Source organism: Pontibacter pudoricolor, from assembly GCF_010092985.1.
GTDB classification, from domain to species: domain Bacteria; phylum Bacteroidota; class Bacteroidia; order Cytophagales; family Hymenobacteraceae; genus Pontibacter; species Pontibacter pudoricolor.
Genome location: NZ_CP048106.1, coordinates 654234 through 675604, shown reverse-complemented (window position 1 = coordinate 675604; position 21371 = coordinate 654234). Strand labels below are relative to the sequence as shown.

The 21371-nt window shown below is 44.1% G+C and carries 17 protein-coding genes and 1 pseudogene; 15 read left to right on the top strand and 3 right to left on the bottom strand.

Translation table 11 applies throughout. From position 1 onward, the window contains the following. The first annotated feature begins 323 nt into the window (after positions 1-323). The 13 genes from cphA (at position 324) to GSQ66_RS02840 (ending at position 13722) form a co-directional block, all read left to right on the top strand. Positions 324-2960, top strand: a complete 2637-nt coding sequence (gene cphA, locus GSQ66_RS02900) for a cyanophycin synthetase (RefSeq protein ID WP_162426085.1) — start codon at positions 324-326, stop codon at positions 2958-2960. A 199-nt stretch (positions 2961-3159) separates the two neighbouring features. Then, the gene (locus GSQ66_RS02895; protein WP_162426084.1) at positions 3160-3321 is read left to right on the top strand and encodes a hypothetical protein; all 162 of its coding nucleotides are present in this window, start codon (positions 3160-3162) and stop codon (positions 3319-3321) included. 128 nt (positions 3322-3449) lie between these two features. Then, a complete protein-coding gene (locus tag GSQ66_RS02890) occupies positions 3450-4010 on the top strand; it encodes a helix-turn-helix domain-containing protein (RefSeq protein ID WP_162426083.1) in 561 nt (186 codons plus the stop codon). A 432-nt stretch (positions 4011-4442) separates the two neighbouring features. Continuing rightward, positions 4443-4994, top strand: coding sequence for an outer membrane beta-barrel protein (locus GSQ66_RS02885; RefSeq protein WP_162426082.1), 552 nt, complete (start codon positions 4443-4445; stop codon positions 4992-4994). Between the two features lie 325 nt (positions 4995-5319). Next, positions 5320-5886, top strand: coding sequence for a helix-turn-helix domain-containing protein (locus tag GSQ66_RS02880; protein ID WP_162426081.1), 567 nt, complete (start codon positions 5320-5322; stop codon positions 5884-5886). Between the two features lie 294 nt (positions 5887-6180). Then, positions 6181-7644: a circadian clock protein KaiC gene (gene kaiC / locus GSQ66_RS02875; protein WP_162426080.1), complete on the top strand. Its 1464-nt coding sequence runs from the start codon at positions 6181-6183 to the stop codon at positions 7642-7644. A 63-nt stretch (positions 7645-7707) separates the two neighbouring features. Continuing rightward, on the top strand, positions 7708-7995 hold the full coding sequence (locus GSQ66_RS02870) for a circadian clock KaiB family protein (RefSeq protein ID WP_162426079.1): 288 nt from the start codon (positions 7708-7710) through the stop codon (positions 7993-7995). Positions 7996-8304: 309 nt separating this feature from the next. Then, the gene (locus GSQ66_RS02865) at positions 8305-8688 is read left to right on the top strand and encodes a response regulator (RefSeq protein ID WP_162426078.1); all 384 of its coding nucleotides are present in this window, start codon (positions 8305-8307) and stop codon (positions 8686-8688) included. 142 nt (positions 8689-8830) lie between these two features. Then, the gene (locus GSQ66_RS02860; protein WP_162426077.1) at positions 8831-9391 is read left to right on the top strand and encodes a helix-turn-helix domain-containing protein; all 561 of its coding nucleotides are present in this window, start codon (positions 8831-8833) and stop codon (positions 9389-9391) included. 151 nt (positions 9392-9542) lie between these two features. Then, entirely contained in the window at positions 9543-10931 is a 1389-nt protein-coding gene (locus tag GSQ66_RS02855; protein ID WP_162426076.1) for an ice-binding family protein, read from the top strand. 11 nt (positions 10932-10942) lie between these two features. Continuing rightward, a complete protein-coding gene (locus tag GSQ66_RS02850) occupies positions 10943-12952 on the top strand; it encodes an outer membrane beta-barrel protein (protein WP_162426075.1) in 2010 nt (669 codons plus the stop codon). 242 nt (positions 12953-13194) lie between these two features. After that, on the top strand, positions 13195-13386 hold the full coding sequence (locus GSQ66_RS02845; protein ID WP_162426074.1) for a cold-shock protein: 192 nt from the start codon (positions 13195-13197) through the stop codon (positions 13384-13386). A gap of 108 nt (positions 13387-13494) precedes the next feature. Next, positions 13495-13722 carry a hypothetical protein gene (locus tag GSQ66_RS02840; RefSeq protein ID WP_162426063.1) on the top strand — a complete coding sequence of 76 codons (228 nt, stop codon included), beginning with the start codon at positions 13495-13497 and terminating at the stop codon, positions 13720-13722. Between the two features lie 222 nt (positions 13723-13944). Here the strand turns inward: GSQ66_RS02840 and ypfJ are convergent. Next, a pseudogene (gene ypfJ / locus GSQ66_RS02835) lies at positions 13945-14843 on the bottom strand (KPN_02809 family neutral zinc metallopeptidase). Positions 14844-15383: 540 nt separating this feature from the next. Here ypfJ and GSQ66_RS02830 point away from each other — a divergent pair. Next, entirely contained in the window at positions 15384-16526 is a 1143-nt protein-coding gene (locus GSQ66_RS02830) for a glycosyltransferase family 61 protein (RefSeq protein ID WP_162426073.1), read from the top strand. 377 nt (positions 16527-16903) lie between these two features. Here the strand turns inward: GSQ66_RS02830 and GSQ66_RS02825 are convergent, their stop codons facing one another. Then, complete coding sequence (locus GSQ66_RS02825) at positions 16904-19366, bottom strand: outer membrane beta-barrel family protein (protein ID WP_162426072.1); 2463 nt, start codon at positions 19364-19366, stop codon at positions 16904-16906. Positions 19367-19584: 218 nt separating this feature from the next. Between GSQ66_RS02825 and GSQ66_RS02820 the strand changes: the two genes are divergently transcribed. Then, on the top strand, positions 19585-20625 hold the full coding sequence (locus GSQ66_RS02820) for an LLM class flavin-dependent oxidoreductase (protein ID WP_162426071.1): 1041 nt from the start codon (positions 19585-19587) through the stop codon (positions 20623-20625). 16 nt (positions 20626-20641) lie between these two features. On the opposite strand, the gene GSQ66_RS02815 is transcribed toward GSQ66_RS02820, so the two are convergent. Further along, the gene (locus tag GSQ66_RS02815) at positions 20642-21316 is read right to left on the bottom strand and encodes an alpha/beta hydrolase (protein ID WP_162426070.1); all 675 of its coding nucleotides are present in this window, start codon (positions 21314-21316) and stop codon (positions 20642-20644) included. Between the last annotated feature and the right edge of the window lie 55 nt (positions 21317-21371).

Genomic DNA, 21371 nt, shown 5'->3' with positions numbered 1-21371 from the left:
CCAGGCCTACAAAGCGTTCTCTCCTTCAGATGTGCCGCCCAGTACCTGAATTTTATACCTATAGTGTAAGTATTCCCGCATCATAAGCTGTAACTATAGTTTATGATGCGGATACTATAGTTATAACCGTACTTACACTTAGTTTTCATAATCTGCTACTAATTCTGATAGCATAATTACTTATTTATTACACCCTATCCTGCTGCTGCCCCCCAGGCTACGTATAGCTTAAGAGACGATGAGCACTTTCCTTCTAATTGCTAAGTCCTAATAAATAAGACAACTATAGCGTCTGCATAATAAGAGTCATTTTTTAAATCTTTATGAAGATTCTCGAACTGAAAATAATGCGTGGGCCAAATTACTGGTCTATTAAGCATCCCAAGATAATTGTGCTAAAGCTTGATCTGGAAGATCTTCAGCATGTACAGACGAATGAAGTACCTAACCTGTCACAAAAAATACAGAAGTTATTTCCTGGTATTTATAAACACCGCGCCTCGGCAGGCACACAGGGAGGCTTTATCCGGTTACTGGAAGAAGGTACCATCCTGAGTAAGGTAGTACTGCACATTGCATTGGAGCTGCAAACCATGGCTGGCATGGAAAGTGGCTATGGCAGGCGGTACGCCAACGGCCAGCCCGGTATCGAGACTATCGTTTTCTCGTACCAGCAGGAACGTGCTGGCGCGTATGCCGCTGAGGCGGCAGTCCGCATTACAGAGGCTCTGGCCAGGGGTGAAAGGGTAAGCATCGTCCAGGATGTGGCCAAGCTGCACCAGATACGGGAAGATGAATACTTTGGGCCAACCACGGAAGCTATTTTACAGGAAGCTGTAAACCGTAATATCCCTTATATCCAGAACAAGCCAAGCGGGCAGATACATCTTGGTTACGGCATTTACCAGAAACGCATTCAGGCAGCCATGAGCAACAACACCTCCTTTTTTGCTGTGGAAAGTGCCGGCGATAAAAACATGACCAAAGATATTCTGGGGGAAGCAGGCATACCAGTACCGAAAGGCAGAACAGTATATTCGTTACGGGAGTTGGAAGAAGCTATAGATGAGCTGGACTACCCTATTGTAACGAAACCATTGGATGGCAACCAGGGCAAAGGAGCCAGCATTAACATACAAAACTGGAAAGATGCCGCCAGGGGTTTTGCCGAAGCGCAGCGTTACTCTCAGGCGGTGATGGTGGAACAATTCATTCAGGGGTTTGACTACAGGCTACTGGTAATAAACGGCAAGTTTGTAGCAGCTGCCAGACGCACCCCGGCCATGGTGACAGGTAATGGCGTTTCCACAATAAGGCAACTGATCAACCAGGTAAACAAGGACCCCCGACGGGGAGTAGGTCATGAAAAAGAACTGACGCACATAAAAGTTGACCGCATTACCCGCGGTATTTTACGGGAGAAAGGCATCAGCCTGCAAACGGTACTTGCTGATGGCGAAGAACTGCACTTAAAGAAAACCGCCAACCTGAGCACAGGCGGTACGGCTACCGATGTCACTGATATGGTGGACCCCTACAATGTATTAATGGCCGAACGTATTGCCGGAATTATAGGACTCGATATTTGCGGCATTGATGTCATGACGTCTGATATTGCGATCCCATTACCTGATACAAGAGGTGCCGTAATTGAAGTAAACGCAGCCCCAGGGCTTAGAATGCACATATCCCCTACCGAAGGCTTGCCCCGCAACGTAGCCGAACCTATCATCGACATGCTGTTTCCGCATGGTTGCCCTTCCCGCATTCCGATCGTGGCTGTGACGGGTACAAATGGCAAAACCACTACGTCACGCCTTATTTCGCATATACTTAGTTTTAAAGGACAGAAAGTTGGCTTTACCACGACAGATGGCATCTACATACAAGGCAAGAAAATTATAAAAGGAGATACGACGGGCTCTTACAGCAGTGAATTTGTATTAAAGGATCCGACTGTAAATTATGCTGTACTGGAGGTTGCCCGTGGAGGCATGCTACGCTCCGGGCTGGCATTCCGGCAGTGCGATGTAGGCATTGTGATGAACGTTTCGGAAGACCACCTGGGCCTTGGCGACATTCATACCGTAGAAGAAATGGCCAAAGTAAAAGCAGTAGTACCTAAAACAGTCTGCCCGGAAGGGTATGCCGTGTTGAATGCTGATGATGACCTGGTTTATGAAATGGCTACCGGACTGCGCTGCAAAATTGCCTTTTTCAGTTTAGATGAAAATAACCCCCGCATTACAGCACATATTTCAAAAGGCGGGCTGGCTGCAGTTTTTGAAGACGGCTACATTTCTATCTTTAAAAACACCTATAAGATAAGGGTAGACCGCGTGGCTGATGTTCCGCTTACCTTTGGAGGCAAAGCCCGGTTTAATATTTACAACGTACTGGCAGCTACCCTGACAGCCTATATCTCACATATGGAGATCAGCGAAATAAGAACAGCATTGCGCACCTTTATACCTTCCCCCGAAACTACTCCGGGCCGCATGAACCTGTTTAAATTACCAAAAGCAGAAGTACTGATAGACTATGCCCATAATATGGCCAGCATGCAGGCTATCGGCGACTTTATCAAAAATACGGATGCATATCCCAAAATCGGCATTATAGCAGGAGTTGGTGACCGGCGCGACCAGGACATGCGGGAAGTTGGAAAGATCGCCGCCGAAACCTTTGATGAGATCATCATTCGGCAGGATAAAGACCTGCGCGGCCGTAGTGGAGCGGAAATAAATAACCTGCTGAAAGAAGGTATCTTTTCGGTAAAACCAAATCTTGAACCGGTTGAAATAAAACAGGAGGCCAGCGCCCTGGCGTATGCCCTGGAATATGCTCCCCAAAACGCCTTTATTGCCCTCTTCTCTGAAGATATAAGCGAAGCAGTTAAGCTGGTTGAGTATTTCAGGATTATTCAGCACCGTGAGCAAAATACCGATAAACAAGCCTAAACATTAGTAAACTAAAAAGCTAGTTAGAAGTCTCAATGGCAGATCGCATTACATGAGACGATACATTCGCGTTTCAGTTGCGAAGTAACTATACAGTCATTCGCTTATCACAGCTAATAACTACATGGTATTGGCAAACCTTTTTATCTGGTACATGGTGCCTGCAGCTTACCTTATGCTACAAAAGGATTGACAAAGCATGAGTAATAACCATTATGGCCGGAAAGAAACCATTTGCCCTTCTGACACGGCCGGGGCCCGGGAACGGGTGGGCAACCTGGTTGCAGCCAGCTTAACTGAAAACAAAAAGGCTAGCCATTTCAATTTCAGGCTACATCCATCTAAACATCATTTACAGTAGTCATTCAATGCCTGATGCTCAAACATACACTATACCAACAGGTATTGTGTACATTTACATTTTTATACCACATGATGAAGGCATTGCCTGCTGTGTCTGGAGAAATGGCTGTTTAAAATATTGTTGTTATGAAATTGTATATCAAGTACATGGTAAGCCTGCGCTGCAAAATGATGGTAAAGGAAGAGTTGACCAAACTGGGCCTACAGTTTGTAGTCGTAGAACTCGGCACAGTAGAGATACTCGAAGACATTACACCTGAACAGCGTATACAACTCAAAACCAACCTATTGCAATCTGGTTTGGAACTACTGGATGACAAGAAAAGCATCCTGATCGAAAAGATAAAGAACGTGATCATTGAGATGGTGCATTATTCGGATGAGTTCCCGAAAGCGAATTATTCCGATTTTATCAGCGAGAAACTAGACCATGATTATACGTACCTGGCCAACATTTTTTCAGAAGTAAAAGGCATTACTATTCAGCAATTCATCATCTTCCATAAGATAGAAAGGGTAAAAGAGCTGCTGCTATACAAAGAGCTTAACCTGACGGAGATCGCGCACCGCTTACACTATAGTAGTGTGGCCCACTTATCGAACCAGTTTAAAAAAGTGACCGGCCTCTCCCCTTCGTTTTACAAGCAGTTAAAGCAAAAGCGCATGGCTAACCTCGAAAACATGTGATTTATGTAACATACTTTTATTACTATGTAACATAAAGCAGTTTGGATAGCCCCACCTTTGTAACATCAAAAACAGCTGAACTATAAAAAGGCCGGCTACTGCGAGTTACGAACACTGAGACAACACTGATTGAATTTAAGACATAAATTACCAGCATCACCGAAAGCAACACCAAACTGCCAGCAACACAGCGATAAAGACGTTAAGCGCTAAAGCAGCAATTCCTATCCCAGGTTATAGTTCTCCGGCCAGGTTACTGGTCAACAACTCACAGCATACAAAAGCCAATTACTTAAAGCAATGTCCTGTTTCAGACGAAATAAGGTGCTATAGTTTGTGCTTCAGAAAATTAACCCTTACCAGTTCCGGAAAAGCAAATGCAAAGCAGGAACTACAAAAATCACCCCTTATCAGAATTTTAAAAACCATAATATGAAGAGATTATTTACCATCACATTAACCATCCTGTTTGTCAGCTTTTTCACGTTAAATGCAACTGCTCAGGAAAAACACGGCAGCACATTAAACTTAGGTGTAGGTATTGGCGGCTACGGCGGCTACTATAAATATGCTAACAGAACAATGCCTGTTATAAACGTGAACTATGAGTTTGATGTAGCCAAGAGGTTTACACTTGCCCCGTTCATCAGCTTCTCTACTTACTCGAACGATTACAACAATGATAACAACAACTATACGTACCGCGAAACTATCATCCCGATAGGTGTGAAAGGATCGTATTACTTTGATGATATTCTGCAGGCAAACTCTAAATGGGATTTTTACCTGGCCGGCTCATTAGGTTTTGCAGTGATCAACTCGCGTTGGGATGATGGCTATGACGGCGACAAAAACTATTACCGCAAAGGCAACCCGCTATTCCTGGACCTGCATGTTGGTACCGAATACCACTTCAATAACAGAATAGGTGCGTTCTTAGACCTGTCTACAGGTGTATCAACTATAGGCATAGCCATACATTAATCAACTATAGCCAAAACAGTGTAATTTGTCCTGTAGCGGATGTACCGATTAAAACCCGGACATTGGTTACAGGATAAATTATTTTGCGGTTATAGACAGATCTGCTGCAACTGACACTATAGTTTATACTACAGTTTATAGTTTGCAGCTTTATGAATTAATATTGCCGCGCATACGTCTTAAGTATAAATCACAGAACCTGTCTTACTTGTTATTGTAAGCTCCTGATCTCATTGCTCATCACATCGCACCGGGTTCTGATCACATTGCCAGTAGCAGCGCCGTATCATACTCCCGGATTTGAGTATGCACTTTACTAAAACAAATGAAATTATATATCAAGTACATGGTGAGCAATCGCTGTAAAACGCTGGTGCAAAACGAACTTAAAAGTCTTGGGTTGCAGTCAGAATACGTGGTAGTTGACCTGGGCGTGGTGGAAATACACAAAGACATTACCGACATCCAACTCGAGCAGTTAAAGGAAAACCTTTACAAGTCCGGGTTAGAGGTGCTGGATAACAGCAAGACCAAACTCATAGATAAGATCAAGAACCTGATAACAGAAATGATCAATTCGCCGGAAGAACAACCGAACGTGAATTACTCTGTTCACATCAGCGAGAAACTGGGTTACAACTATAAATACTTGGCCACTATCTTCTCCGAGGTAAAAGGCATCACCATCCAGCAATTCATCATCATTCATAAAATAGAGAAAGCAAAAGAACTGCTGTTTTATGATGAGCTCAGCCTTACCGAAATTGCCCATCGCCTGCACTATAGCAGCGTGGCCCACTTATCGAGCCAGTTTAAAAAAGTAACAGGCCTTTCCCCCTCTTTTTACAAGCACTTAAAAGACAAACGCGCAGGCGTGCTCGAAAACCTGTAAAATATGAAACATACTTGAACAAGTATGTAAAGTTTTGCTATCTCATTACCCCCACCTTTGTCTATCCCTTTGTGTTTACATACTATACTATAGAAATGGGTAGACTTTTACTGACTGTTTATGGCTGATATCCGGAATCTATCTGATAGATACCGGGTGATACAGGAATGAATATAATGTCATTGGTGATGTTGAATGTTTTACAAAGCTCCTTTTAAACTTCCTGTCATGGTAGCACCTCGACCTGAAAGTCCTGAACACTATCTTTATTTCCAAAACCGCTTACGTTTGCCTATGCACCTTAAAAAATTAAAAACCGGAAACGATTCCTTCGACCATATCGCACATGGTGGCCTGCCACTCGGCCGCACGACACTGGTTGCTGGCAGTTCGGGCAGTGCGAAAACACTTTTCGGTGCGCAGTTCCTGGCAATGGGTATTCAGCTCTACAACCAGCCTGGCGTGTTTGTTACCTTCGAAGAACAGGCAGATGATATCCGGAGAAACCTGAAGAGTCTTAACTGGGACATAGATACCTGGGAAAAAGAAGGGAAATGGATATTTGTGGATGCCGCTCCCAAAGAAGAAAACATCATTGCTGTTGGTGATTTTGACCTGAGCGCTTTCAGGATAAGACTGGAAAGAGCAGTACAGAAATGTAATGCACAACGCGTAGTTATAGATTCTATTGGCAGCATTTTCACACAATTCCACGAGGAGATGCATACCATCCGACGGGAGCTGATTCAGGTTGCCCTGACATTATCGCGGCTGGGAGCTACATCTATTATCACGGCCGAACGCCTGGAAGAATATGGCAAGATCACCCGCTTTGGTGTGGAGGAATTCCTGACGGATAACGTGATCATTCTCAGGAATGTGTTGCATAACGAAAAGCGCAGAAGAACCATTGAGATTCTGAAGTTCAGGGGAAGCAATCATGAGAAAGGAGAAAATCCGTTTTCAATAAATCCTGAAAAAGCTATCGTTATCATTCCTTTATCGGCCATGAACCTGAAACATATCACTTCCAATGAAAGGGTAACATCAGGTATACCGGCGCTGGACGAAATGGTAAACGGCGGTTTTTATAAAGGCTCTATCAACCTTGTATCCGGGGCAATAGGCGCCGGTAAAACATTGCTGGTAGCCAATTTTATAAACGGGGTCAGGGCAAAGAAAGAGCGTTGCCTGCTTATGGCTTTTGAAGAAAGCAGCGAGCAACTATACCGCAACGCAGCGGGCTGGGGTATCGATTTTAAGCAACTGGAAGAAGACGGACTGCTGAAAGTGATCTGTATTTACCCGGAAGTTTCATCCCTGGAGGATCACTTCATTAATATACAGGAAATAGTAAAAAACTTTAAGCCGCACAGAATCGCGATGGATAGTTTATCTGCCCTATCGCGCACATCATCAGACAAAGGGTTCCGGGAGTTTATTATTGCCTTTACCGCCTACCTGAAGCATATGGAAATAACAGGCATGTTTACGTCTAACACACCCTTGCTGGCAGGCGGAACTTCCGATACCGAAGGCAACATCTCGCCTATTACAGATAGCATTATCCTGCTTCGCTATGTAGAAATGTCCGGGGAGATGCAGCGTAGTATAGCGGTGCTGAAAATGCGCGGCTCCAGACACGATTCATCTATCCGGAAGTTTACCATAACAGATACCGGAGCAGACATAGGAAAACACTTTGAAGGCATAAGCGGCATACTGACGGGAAACCCGATGCTGATTAAGCTGGAGTAGGAATTATTAAGCTTACCATTATTAGTCGGTAATTAACCGGCACTTTTAGCCAAAATTTAATCAATGAGCATGCATGTATTTCAGCTCTTTATTAACGGACACAGCCTTAATTCTATAGATGCCGTGGACACATTACTTAAGATTTGCAGGGAAAATTTAAACGGAAACTATCAGCTTGAAATTATTGACATACAGAAAGACCCTGATAAGGCTGAAGAAGCCGGTATTATAGCAATACCTACGCTTATCAGGATGGAGCCAACACCGGTTAGCCGTATTATCGGGGCACTAAATGTAAGAAGCCGCGTGCTGGCCGGGTTAGGAATTTCGAGTATACACGTTACGGCATAAACTTACAGGCAGTGTTACCACAACAGGTAACATTGCCTGTAAGGATAGTTCAGAACATTAAATTTAGCTCAAACAGAAAGTAAATACTGTTAATAATATCTCACTTTAGCACAGATCAACTATAGGTCTTTCTAATTTACAAAAAGCGTGGTCTAAGTAACATACATTTTAAAATGCTACAGATGCCGATCTTAATTTTAACACATTTTAAACCTCATCCAGATGTAGCTTCAGAAGGGTTACTACTTTTATAAAAGAAGCTTTAAAAGAATTGGCACGGTGCAACTTTTCTAACTCACTTTTTATAAGATGAAGAAAAAAATATTGCTGATAGATAATGATTCCACCTACCTCTATATAGCAAAGCAGTTACTGAAAAAGCATGCTATAGTTGGAGAGACCGTAACTGCTGAAAATGGCTCGGAAGCATTGGAGCTTTTAAAAACGTATCATGAGAAGGGTGAACTGCCACATGTCATCATCTCAGATATTGAAATGCCGGTCATGTGTGGGATCACCTTTTTAAAGGAATTGGAAAGACTGAAACTGGTAGATCATACTTTTACTAAGATAGTGCTCAACAGCATCTACACCAAGTACGCTAAAATGGAGTGGTCTGTAGCCAACCACACGATCCCTTACTTCCAAAAACCACTGTTGCACGAGCATATCCACACCATACTCAGTGATTAACAATAGAAGATTCAAACTATAGACTGATACTGAAAAAGCAGTCAGTTTACTTTCGGAAGCACACAGTTAAATCAAACATATTATAGTTTAATACAGGCTATCTATAGTTCGCCAAAACGACTTAAGAGGCTCAACAACCGCTATGACACTGTTTATTAAATACATGGTTAGCCTACGCTGCAAAATGCTTGTGAAGGCTGAATTATTCAATCTCGGCCTGCAGTATGTAGTAGTCGAGCTGGGCACTGTGGAAATAGTAGGTACTATTACACCCGAACAGCGCATACAACTCAAAGCTAATCTGCTGCATTCCGGATTAGAGCTGCTGGATGACAGGAAAAGCATCCTGGTTGAGAAAATTAAAAATGTCATCATCGAGATGGTCCATTACTCCGATGAATCCCCGAAATCGAATTACTCTGACTATATCAGCGACAAACTGAATTACGACTATACCTATCTGGCCAACACCTTCTCCGAAGTGAACGGGATCACGATTCAGCAATTCATTATTTCCCACAAAATAGAAAGAGTAAAAGAGTTGCTGCTATACAAAGAGCTTAACCTGACCGAGATCGCGCACCGCATGCACTATAGTAGTGTGGCCCATTTATCGAACCAGTTTAAGAAAGTAACCGGCCTATCCCCATCATTTTACAAGAAACTTCAGCATAAAAGATCGGAAAACCTGGAAAATGTGTGATTTATGTAACATACTTTATTTACTATGTAACATATCCCGATCTGATTTGGCCCACCTTTGTATCATCAAATACTGCCGTGCTTAATAAAGATGCACGCACCCGCCAGTAACGGAAAAAATTAAAGAACACAGATTGAAATTAAGAACACTAATGACTACCCTTGCACTTGCATCGGTTGTTGTATTTGCCGGATGTAAAGAAGATACATTCATAGAAAATTTTGGGGTTTGCCCCGTTGTTTTAAGTACCACCCCTGAAGACGGAGCCACTTCGGTCCCTCTCTCCTCTCATGTTACAGTTACCTTTAATGAGGAAATGAATCCTGAGACCATTACCCAATCATCCTTTACCTTAACAGGGCCGGAAAAAGTACAAGGCGAAATAACCTACGATACTAAAACCAACACCCTAACCTTTGTACCTAAAAACCAACTTAATTATGCTACTACTTATACAGGCCGAGTTGCTACATCTGTTAAAGATGTGCTGGGTAACGCGCTACAAACAGATTATGTCTGGAGCTTTACAACCGTTGCTGCTTCAATACCAGCAGTAATATTAACTAACCCGCTTAACCTGGCCACTGGTGTACCCCGTAATCAGGTGATCAGTGCAGGTTTCAGCGAAGCAATGAATGCCTCAACGATCACAGCTACTTCGTTTACCTTGAAAAATGGTACAACAACTATAGCCGGCAACATCAGCTATACTGGTACTACAGCTAAATTCACACCTGAAAATAGCCTGGCTGCCAACACCACTTACACTGCAACTATAACTACAGCTGCCAAGAGCACGAATAATGTACCGTTAGCTGGTAACTCTACCTGGACCTTTACAACGGGTGCTGATAACACACAACCCGGTTCTCCGGCAATGGGCGTTGATCTTAAATCGGTTGGTCGTTTCGGTATCTTTGCAGGAGTAGGCATCAGTAACAATGCAGGCTTTAGTGAGATTCGTAACCTGGACGTAGGCATAACACCTGGTGTTCGCTCATCAGTAACCGGTTTTCCTCCGGCTATAGTTGTGAACGGCGCTATTTACGCATCTGATGACATTGCACCTCCGGGAACTGCAGCTATGTTGTTACAAGCTAAGCAGGACCTATTAGAAGCGTATCTTTTTGCTGAGGGAGCATCTTCTCCGGCACCAGCTACCGTAGCCGGCGACCAGGGTGGTAAAACACTTGCACCAGGTATCTACAAATCAACTTCAACTTTATTAGTACAGGCCGGTGACTTAACACTGGACGCACAAGGCGACCCGAATGCAGTCTGGATCTTCCAGATAGCGTCAGACTTTACCACAGTTGGTGGCGCAGGCGGTAACATTATACTTACAGGCGGCGCACAGGCTAAAAATATATTCTGGCAAACAGGCAGCTCTGCCACTATCGGCGATGGTACTTCCTTTAAAGGAACTATACTTGCCCTGACCTCAATCACTATGAACTCAGGAGCAACAGCCGTAGGTAGAATGCTTGCCAGAAATGGCTCGGTAGTAATGACCAACACAAACATCATCGAGAAGCCTTAATCAACACGAACATGACAATCAAAAATAACAATACCGGATCGCGCCAAGCGTGGTCTGCCTCTAAGCTTGCGCTCAAAACTATAGCTCTTAGTACGATCATCTTTACAGGAATTCAGGCTCCGGCCCAGGCTCAGGATGCCCCGTTCACGAAACCATCGTGGTGGTTTGGTGCGGCAGCTGGCGCAAACTTCAACTTCTACAACGGTTCTACTCATAAGTTAAACTCGCAGCTAACACCGCCGGTAACTTTCCATGAAGGCAACGGTGTAGGTCTTTTCGCAGCGCCGCTTATAGAGTATCGTCGCCCGGAATCGAGATGGGGATTGATGCTGCAAACAGGTTATGATAGCCGCAGAGGCACTTTTGATGAGCAGACAACTGCCTGCGATTGCCCTGCAGACCTGAGTACCAAACTTAGCTACATTACAGTAGAGCCGAGCCTGCGCTTCTCTCCTTTCAAAGCTTCTGGTTTCTATTTAATGGGTGGCCCGAGACTGGCCTTTAATGTGAAGAAAGAATTCAGATACGAGCAAGGTACCAACCCGGCTTACCCGGACCAGGAAAAGAACCCTGTTGTAAAAGGAGACCTGAGCGATGTAAAAGAAAGATTACTTTCGATGCAGGTGGGTGCCGGTTACGACATTCCGCTTAACTCACAGAACAACCGTACACAACTTGTACTTTCTCCGTTTGTAACGTACCAGCCATACTTTGGCCAGTCGCCGCGCAGCATCGAAACCATGACGGTTAATACGCTACGTGTAGGTGCAGCCCTTAAATTAGGACGTGGAAAGCCAAACGCAACTATAGCTACCAACGATGTGCAGTTCTCGGTAAATTCACCTACTAACATTGTGGCAGACCGCAGGGTAAGAGAGACTTTCCCGCTACGTAACTATGTGTTCTTTAACCAGGGTTCTACAGCCATTCCAAATCGTTATGTGCTGCTTGAGAAAAACCAGGTAAAAGACTTCAAAGAAGATCAGCTGGAAGTATTTACACCTAAAACGCTGACCGGCCGCTCTGACCGCGAAATGACGGTATACTATAACGTACTGAACATATTGGGTGACCGCTTAGGCAAAAACCCATCGGCAACTATAACGCTGGTTGGCTCATCAGAGAATGGTCCGCAGGAAGGCAAAGTAATGGCTGAAACTGTTAAAAGCTACCTTGTAAATACATTTGGTATCCAGGCTTCGCGCATCGCTATAGAAGGTCGTAACAAACCTAAGTTACCTTCGGAACAGCCGGGTGGTACCAAAGAGCTGGAACTGCTTCGTGAAGGCGACCGTCGTGTGTCTATCGAAAGTAACGCGCCAGCTTTGTTAATGGAATTCCAGAGTGGCCCTGAAGCTGCCCTTAAGCCGGTAACTATAGCTGCCATACAGGAAGCTCCGCTTGATAGTTATGTAACGTTTACTGCTGCCGGCTCTGATAAAGCCTATACTTCCTGGTCGATGAACATCACAGACGACAAAGGTGTAGTTCAGAACTTTGGACCATACATGCAGGAAACTGTAAGCATACCAGGCAAAAATATACTAGGAACACGCCCTAAAGGCACCTACCTGGTAACAATGCTGGGCACAAAAGAAGATGGCAACATCGAGAAGAAAGAAGCTACTGTGAACATGGTACTCTGGACGCCTGCCAAAGACGAAGAAGGCCAGCGCTATAGTGTGCTCTATGAGTTTAACGATTCAAAAGCGATCACTACTTACGAAAAGTACCTGACCGAAATTGTAACGCCTAAAATCCCCAATGGTGGCAAAGTGATCATACATGGTTATACTGACATCATCGGAGATGAGACTAACAACAAGAACCTGTCTTTAGCCCGTGCCAATGACGTGAAAATGATCATTGAAAAAAGCCTTGCCAAAGCAGGCAGAAAAGATGTGACCTTTGAAGTGCACGGATTCGGTGAAGACCAGAACCTGGCACCATTCAACAACAAATACCCCGAAGAGCGTTTTTATAACCGTACGGTTATAATAGATATCATCTCCGGAAAGTAAGACTCCGTTTATTCAACTGTCGAAAAGCTCCCTGATTTGTATCGGGTTGCTTTTCACTTTTAACGTGAATATAAACGCTTGTTTCCCTTTCTTAAGGATGTTCAGTTAGTAAAGTTTTATCAGGAATAACAGTATAAGATAAAACAGCGACCACTAATTGCAGCTTTTTAGATAGATTATAAATAATAACAAATACATATGCCTCTTAATATGTAGTAGGTATATAATAACAAAATCACCATATGAATAACGGAACAGTAAAATTCTACAATGACCTGAAAGGGTTCGGTTTCATTAAAGAAACAAATTCAGATCAGGATTACTTTGTACATGCTTCAGGCCTTGTAGATGAGATCAGAGAAAACGACGAAGTGTTTTTTGAACTGCAGGAAGGACGTAAAGGCTTAAATGCAGTGAACGTAAAACGCGCTTAGTCTTACCTATAGCTCACCAAAAAAAGCCTTACATTCTGTAAGGCTTTTTTTATGGTAGCCGCAGTTACATAGCTGCTTTTAATCAATTATAAACCAAATACATACACCATGAACAGAAAATACTTAGTTGACACCGAAACACACGAATACCTTTGCATCGCTCTTAAAAAAGGGATGGACTGGGTACCAAATAACCAAACCGTTTTACCGGGCTTTATGAGCACCCGCACCCCGGAAACCGAATTAGACTCCGTGCTTATTTCAGGCGAGTTTAACGACAATGTATTCTTCGAAAAATGGATACGCAACGGGACAAACGTGCTATTTCAGTATTAACCTGCAGGGCTTTCAGAAGTCCTCCTGCCCGGCAGAAGCCGGGCGCCACAGCAGGCGCCCGGCCACTTCTGTAGAAGACATGGTAGCTGCCTGCCATAAACACCACTCTTACCCTCTCAAGTGAGCGATTATTAGGGCAATTAGCGGTATGATAGCATGGCTTTCGGCAATTACTGCTGAAGCCTAACCATGTGCTGAAGTATCAAGATTACTGTTTCTGAACTATAACACAGTTGCATTAAAAGTATCGCCCTGGGACACATCACCTGTCTCGAAGCCTTTTCTAAACCAGCGCACTCTCTGGGCAGAGGTGCCATGGGTGAAGGAGTCTGGTACCACTCTTCCTGTAGCTTGCTTTTGAAGACGGTCATCGCCAATGGCACTTGCTGCATTCAGGGCTTCTTCCAGGTCGCCGGGCTCCAGGAACCCGGTTGCTCTTTGGGTATGATTGGCCCACACACCGGCGTAGAAATCAGCTTGAAGCTCCAGCCTTACCATGAGCTTGTTAAATTCCGTTTCGGATAACTGGCCCCGCATGGCGTTTACCTGGTCCATGGTGCCTGTTAGTTTCTGAATATGGTGGCCTACCTCATGTCCTACCACATAAGCCTGCGCAAAGTCTCCTTCAGCACCCAGTTTGCGCTCCATCTCGCCAAAAAAGCCCAGGTCAATATACAGTTTCTCATCGCCGGGACAGTAAAATGGTCCTGTAGCAGCAGACGCAAGTCCACAAGCCGAGTTTACCTGATCCGAAAACAGCACCAGGGTGGGCTCCCGGTACCCTTGCAGCAACTTGTTCCAAACATCTTCTGTATCTGCCAGCACAACAGCCGTCTGGTCGGCCAGCGCCTGCTCTTCCGGACTTGGCTGGTAGTTTTTTGACTGTGCATACTGCGGCTGACCGCCTACAAACTGCTGCAATAAATCCAGGGGATTAGTTCCTGTCAAAAACATCACCACTACCAGCACCGCCACAATTATCAGCCCTACTTTCGAAAAAAGGAGCCGGAACAAAGGTACAAGCAACATGGGCTGATGCCTCTGCCACCTCCAAAACCACCTGCTGATTGCCCTCTACGGTCTTCAATATTGCTGCTTTTTCTTCTGCCTTGCCATTTCATAAGATTGCTTTTTAGTGAAGTGACTGTGGGTAGATCTACTTATTTTCCACGCTGCCACTTGTAGTTTATACCTGTTTACGAACAGTATAACGGCAGGCAGCCTCACTTGGATGCCCGCAACTTATCCGGCAGCCTTAATCCGGAGTGCAGGTGGTTGAGTTGACTAAGACCTTTTTGCCTGCTCCTGAAGCTGCCTCCGTCACCAATGGGAATTAAGTGGGTGAAGATCTGTAGTTTCAGGTGTCAGAAATTTATAGCTAAACTGATACAGGAAGTGGAAAAGCAGTGCAATTAGGCGCTCCCTACCAACAAAGAAAAGGCAGTTATTGCGCTACTAAATTTTAAAATCAGAAGTAACTCGCATTTTTAGCAAAACACTTTAACTTCTCTCTATATATATCGTTTAAGATGCAAAGTTAAATGTTACTGAAGCAAACTCCCTCTATGCAATTAAACATACTACTTTTTAAAATAATTAAGCGCCTTAGAAAAGTCACACAGAAAGTTTTACCAATACGTACATATTTACGTCCTACTGGTGTGCTTTTATTACTTCCTTTAAATGCAATTTCAGAATCTGAAAAAAGTGAAGTGTCAACGCATATTATTTATCCAAAATATGTCACCACTTTAGATATATCAGAGGAATTGTACCGGGCTTGCTCAGAGTACTGGAAGCCTGAGCGCAGCGTTATTACTGACTACGTAGTAGCGGAAATACCGAACGGGCGTCTGCATACAGATAATGAGAGCAGTATAGCCATTATCACTAAAGACAACAAAGTAGTCGATAACGTGTCTCTCAGCCTGCGTGATGGCAAAGTAACGCCACAGGAATACAACAGCATCTTTAAACAACGAATGTTCTCCGAACCGGTGTACTTTAAGGGTACAGTGTTCACAATGCTTTCAGGTGGTGCAGGTATAAATAATATCGGACATTGGTTCTTAGATGTACTACCGCGCCTGCACCTGTTGCAGAAAAGTGGTCTTTATGACGAAGTGGACTGGTTTCTTGTACCAAGTATGCGCTATAGCTACCAGACAGAGACATTAGAAATACTGGGCATCCCAAGAGATAAAATTATAACAGGAGAAGAATATCCACATATTAAAGCAGACCGCCTTATTGCTTCTACTGCACCAAGAGGCAATCATTCACTGGTGCCAAAGTGGTTGATAGATTATACCCGTAATGCCTTCCTCCCGGTAGCAGCAAATGACCAACAGCAAGTTGAAGAGGCTGTCGATCCTTACTTATTTATCAGCAGACGCGATTCGTCAATCAGGAATATACTTAACGAGGGAGAGCTGCAGCAGGTGCTCGGCCAATATGGTTTTAACACTATCCTGTCCAGCAAGTTATCTATCTCAGATAAAATAAAACTGTTTTCAAAGGCAAAGATTGTACTGTCTCCTACGGGTGCAGGTTTAATAAGTATGCTCTTCTGCCAACCGGGCACCAAACTGGTTGAAATCTTTAACGAAGGATTCGTAATTGAGCCTTTTTTTGATATTGCCACAAAACTGAACCTGGACTATGAATATATAATTTGCAAAGCACAGGGTAAAAAGGCCACAAATGCCAAACAAGGCCAACTGGATCACCTGGTGGTGGAAACAGATAAAGTAGAACAACTGCTCGAACAAATGATCGAATCAGATGCTCCGGTTAAAACATAGTTGATTTAGTAATTCTGCACCAGGCAGTGCCAATGTAAACTAAAAGGCCATTTTACAAGCTTGTAAAATGGCCTTTTAGTTTAAGAAGTAATCTGCTATAGTTGATCAGCTGAACTATAGTTGCAACTTTTAAACTCCAACTTCCGCCTGTTGCTTTATACATAATAACGCAGGCATGCGGCAACTGCATTTTGTCTTCAATTAGATCAAAAATCAGATTCCTGCGGGGAAGTGATTATCCTGTTTTTTTTTTGTAAACTTTAAATTTTATAAGCCTTTCCAGAAAGAGAAAGAAGCTGTTCATACCTGAGATCTGATTACCTTGAGAAGCACATTTCTGGCTCTTCCACATTTAAATCAAGTCTTCTGAAGAGTATCTAACCTCCTGTGCGATTCAACTCTTCTAAATTATTACGACGGCGCTCTTCCACTTTTTGTCCTTTGCTGAACTTGTAGCGAAGCGTTAGGGCTACGTTGCGCTGCCTGAAATACTGATCAAAATCGTTCACATTTCCTTCTCCGATTTTAGTGGCAAGCTTCAGACGCTGGGTTTTAAAGACATCATTCACATTCAGGGTCACCTCCAGTTTATCTTCCAGGAAGCTTTTCTTTAACCCCGCATTCAGCCACCAGCGCGGCTCTACCACATACAAGGCGTAGGCACCTTTGCTCTGGTAAGTACCGTTCATCTCCATCTTAAAATTATAGGGCAAGGCAATGTTGTGGTTAGATTGCAACATGTAAAATACACGGTCGTTTACAACCCGCTCCTTATTTACCAGTACGCTGTACTCGTTATAGGAAACTGAAAACGTGTTCTGCGTATCCCAGTTCTTATGAATCCTGATCGGGGCGATAGCTGTTGCGCTCAGGCTCTGGGAGTCGTCAACGTTACCTACCGTGTAAATAGTAGTAGACGTCTCCGTTTCAATGATCGGTATTTCTGCTATTACATCCTGGTGCAACTGGTAATTGAGTATCAGGTTATAGGTTTTCTTAAACACCTGCGTAATGCCGATCGAATGGGTATACTGCGCACGCAACTCCGGGTTACCGAGCCAATAGGTGTAAGGATCACGGTAAGCAAAGAACGGGTTTAACTGCCCATAGTTCGGGCGCTGCACCCGGCGGCTATAGTTATAGTTAATTTCATAGTTATCGTTTACCCTCTGTTGCAGGAACAGGCTCGGAAACAGATCCAGGTAGTTTCTTTTCTTCACTTTATTAGTAGTGCGTAAATCGCCTTCCGATATAGTTTGTTCTGCACGTAAACCGGCCTGTAGCTTTATGTTTTTCCCTAACAAACTATTCCAGTTGATATAACCTGCAAGTATAGTTTCATCATAAATAAAGTGGTTCGTTCGCGTAGTATCCAGCACAGGTGCGTCGCCGTTATTGAAGTAAAAACGAGAGTCGTTATCAGAGGTAACCTTACTGGCTTTTGCTCCAAATTCTATTTTCCTGCCATTCGATAATGGCTTACTAAAATCAACCTTCCCGGAATAAATATCAAATCCGCCCGGTGTTTCGGTATACAAAAAGTCCTCCCGGATTGGCCTGTCAGTTAACAACGAATCTTCAAAATTATAGAAGTTTGCATACCCTTTATTCGTGATGCGCACGTAATCCAAATCTGCGGAGAGCGTGGTGCCCAGGGTGTCAAACTTGCCTGCATAGTGTAGGTTGGAGGTAAAATTAGTGAAGCGGTTTGTGTTATAGTTGTTTGCATCTACGTAAACAAACGGTTGGTTGGGCGCATAGCCCATGTACGTATCCGTCAGAAAATCTGCATGTAGTTTATTTGTGCCATAGTAGCCCATAAAACCAACCGAGTGCTTCTCGTTCAGACTATAGTCAGTTCCTAACCTTACAAACGGCGGCCCCTGCACAATTCCGTTTCCTTCGGCAACCTGGTCAAAATAGGTAGTATTTTCTTTTCCTTTAAACACCCTTGTAAAGGTGGCATCACGGCCAAACACACGTCGCGCCAAATCCAGGTTCAGAAAAGAATTCCACTGGCCGGCTTTATAGTTTACCATTGCTGATGTACTATAGCCAAGCTGCTTTCCGTTATAGTTCGCTCCTGCGGATGCGCTTCCGTTAACCCCCAATAAAGTGTTCTTCTTCAGGTTTATGTTCAGTATTCCGGATGTGCCTTCCGCGTCGTACCGGGCAGATGGGTTGGTGATGATCTCGATGTTTTTGATATTTTCTGCCGCCATGGATTCCAGCATCGAGCGTAGGTCGCGGGCAGAAAGGTAGGTCAGTTTTCCATCTATCATCACAGTTGCTCCTGCCCTGCCGTTTAGCTGAATATTGCCTTCCTGGTCTATAAATACACCCGGCGAAGTTGCCAGCACATCGTAAGCCGACTTGCCTGCAGCCAAAGCAGTGCCCTCTATACTTACCACCATTTTATCCGCTTCCTGGGTTATAGTTGGTCGAAGAGCCTGTACATTTACTTCTTTCAGTTGCGTAACAGCCGGGCTGAAGCTGATCTTCGGCAAGGTAACTTCCGGTTTCTGTTCGGTTATAGTTACCTGCTTTATAGTTTTGGTCTTATAACCTATAAAACTGATGACCAGGTCGTAACTACCTGTTTTCAGGCCAACGAAAGCAAAACGGCCCTGCCCGTCTGTCAGCTTCACATCCACCGATTGCGTGGAGCCACTGTGAAGTAAAGCTATAGTAGCAAACTCTACCGGCTTTGTTGTCAGGGAGTCCATGAGCACACCGGAAATTTTGCCGGTGCCTGCAGTCGTAACCTGTGCTAAACCGACTGTGGAAGTGCTGATGAAAAGGCATAGAATTCCCAGCAAAAGAAGTAATCTTTTTTTCATAGTTCATGAATTAGGTGCTATGTATGTTTAAGGTGTTATGTCTTAAAGACACACGAACCATGCAGACGTTGCATGTACTTCAACTTTGGTTAGTGTTTTTTATTAATGAATTTTACAGTAGATCAAAACCATTCAGATCACAGCTACGGCTGCTAAAACTATTCTTACATTGGGTAGTTTATAATTAAATCAGTCTAGAGAAAACCCTTAGAGATAATATGGAATTTGGCATAACCACCTTCGTCGAAAACACACCGGACCCTACTACTGGCAAGTTGCTGAGCCCGTACGAGCGCATGAGTAACCTGATGGAAGAAATAGAGCTGGCAGACCAGGTAGGTTTGGATGTTTTTGCAGTTGGTGAGCATCATCGCCCTGATTATATAGTGTCGTCTCCGGCGGTAGTATTAGCGGCAGCGGCCGTAAAAACTAAAACTATAAAGTTATCCAGTGGTGTAACGGTGCTCAGTTCAGACGATCCGGTTCGTGTTTTCCAGGACTTTGCACATGTGGATCTCCTGTCGAAAGGCAGAGCTGAAATTATGGCGGGTCGCGGTTCCTTTATTGAATCTTTTCCGCTTTTCGGAAACGACCTGAAAGATTATGACACCCTGTTCTCTGAAAAACTGGAGCTGCTGATACAACTGAATAAAAGCGAGAAAATAACCTGGGAAGGCAAACACCGGCCTTCTATTGATAACCGGGGCGTATACCCAAGACCTTATCAGAAAGAACTCCCGATCTGGGTAGCGGTTGGCGGCACACCGCAGTCTGTGGTACGGGCGGCGACGTATGGTTTGCCTATGGCATTAGCTATCATTGGCGGGGAGCCTGCACGTTTTGTTCCTTTTACAAACCTATACAAAGAGACGTATAAAAAAGCCGGTCACGATCCTTCAAAACTCCAACTGGCCATCAATTCTCATGGGTTTATCGGAGATGATTCGCAGAAAGCCGCTGAAGAATACTATGGGCCTTATGCGTATGTAATGAGCAAACTCGGACGCGAGCGCGGCTGGTCTCCTATGAACCGGGAACACTATGAGTTGATGCGTAGTCCGGAAGGATCTTTGTTTGTCGGTAGTCCGCAGCAGGTTATTGATAAGATCTTATACAACCATGAATTGTTCGGAAATACCCGTTTTCTGCTGCATATGAGTGTTGGTACATTGCCGCATGCCAGTGTATTGCGTGCGATAGAGTTATTGGGCACCGTGGTAGCGCCAGCAGTTAAAAAAGCGTTAGAGAAGGCAACTTAATTCGTTGCCTCCATCTTTATATTTTCAACCAATCAGAAACAGCCGTTAAAACTTCACCTGTAATCTGGTGCCCGGCATTAAATTCGTGGTAACTTGGTTTGATGCCTAAATCTTCCAGATAGGTTTTAGCTTCGCGGGCGTAATGAACCGGCAAGGTACCATCCTGGGTGCCATGTGCTATAAATACTCTCAGATCTTTTAACAAAGCTTTTTCTGCAACAAGTGGTCTGATCTCCTGCAAAATTCTTCCGCTAAAAGCCAGTACGCCTGCAACTAACTCTGGTTGGGTTAAGCCTATCGTATAACTCATGATAGCGCCCTGGCTGAAACCACCCAGGTAAACCTCATCCAGCTTATGTTTTTCTTTTACCTGACCTATAAACTCCCGTATAATTTCTCTGCTCTGCGCTTCCTGGGCAACATTAATTTCAGGCTTCCCCGAAGAAAAATCTACCTGGTACCACGCAAAACGACCTTCGCCAAGTATAAAAGGGCCGCGGGGAGAAATAACGGTATAGTTGGTTGGTAAATATTTCGCCAGACTGAACAGGTCCTGCTCGTTGCTGCCTACACCATGCAACAGCATAAGCGCTTTCTGCTTTCCGGTAGTTATAGTTGCCGGTTTTATCAGATATCGCAGTGCCAGATCCTTGTTCAGGTTGTTTTCCGGAGTTTCTATAGTTGCAGCCATAAGTTTATAGTTTAATATAGAACCAGTTTAGAGTTTTCAGAAAATCGATGCAAGA

Excerpts from the sequence above, each read along its gene's own strand:
- cphA (WP_162426085.1), top strand. The coding sequence starts at position 324 with ATGAAGATTCTCGAACTGAAAATAATGCGTGGGCCAAATTACTGGTCT.
- GSQ66_RS02895 (WP_162426084.1), top strand. The coding sequence starts at position 3,160 with ATGAGTAATAACCATTATGGCCGGAAAGAAACCATTTGCCCTTCTGAC.
- GSQ66_RS02890 (WP_162426083.1), top strand. The coding sequence starts at position 3,450 with ATGAAATTGTATATCAAGTACATGGTAAGCCTGCGCTGCAAAATGATG.
- GSQ66_RS02885 (WP_162426082.1), top strand. The coding sequence starts at position 4,443 with ATGAAGAGATTATTTACCATCACATTAACCATCCTGTTTGTCAGCTTT.
- GSQ66_RS02880 (WP_162426081.1), top strand. The coding sequence starts at position 5,320 with ATGAAATTATATATCAAGTACATGGTGAGCAATCGCTGTAAAACGCTG.
- kaiC (WP_162426080.1), top strand. The coding sequence starts at position 6,181 with ATGCACCTTAAAAAATTAAAAACCGGAAACGATTCCTTCGACCATATC.
- GSQ66_RS02870 (WP_162426079.1), top strand. The coding sequence starts at position 7,708 with ATGAGCATGCATGTATTTCAGCTCTTTATTAACGGACACAGCCTTAAT.
- GSQ66_RS02865 (WP_162426078.1), top strand. The coding sequence starts at position 8,305 with ATGAAGAAAAAAATATTGCTGATAGATAATGATTCCACCTACCTCTAT.
- GSQ66_RS02860 (WP_162426077.1), top strand. The coding sequence starts at position 8,831 with ATGACACTGTTTATTAAATACATGGTTAGCCTACGCTGCAAAATGCTT.
- GSQ66_RS02855 (WP_162426076.1), top strand. The coding sequence starts at position 9,543 with ATGACTACCCTTGCACTTGCATCGGTTGTTGTATTTGCCGGATGTAAA.
- GSQ66_RS02850 (WP_162426075.1), top strand. The coding sequence starts at position 10,943 with ATGACAATCAAAAATAACAATACCGGATCGCGCCAAGCGTGGTCTGCC.
- GSQ66_RS02845 (WP_162426074.1), top strand. The coding sequence starts at position 13,195 with ATGAATAACGGAACAGTAAAATTCTACAATGACCTGAAAGGGTTCGGT.
- GSQ66_RS02840 (WP_162426063.1), top strand. The coding sequence starts at position 13,495 with ATGAACAGAAAATACTTAGTTGACACCGAAACACACGAATACCTTTGC.
- GSQ66_RS02825 (WP_162426072.1), bottom strand. The coding sequence starts at position 19,366 with ATGAAAAAAAGATTACTTCTTTTGCTGGGAATTCTATGCCTTTTCATC.
- GSQ66_RS02820 (WP_162426071.1), top strand. The coding sequence starts at position 19,585 with ATGGAATTTGGCATAACCACCTTCGTCGAAAACACACCGGACCCTACT.
- GSQ66_RS02815 (WP_162426070.1), bottom strand. The coding sequence starts at position 21,316 with ATGGCTGCAACTATAGAAACTCCGGAAAACAACCTGAACAAGGATCTG.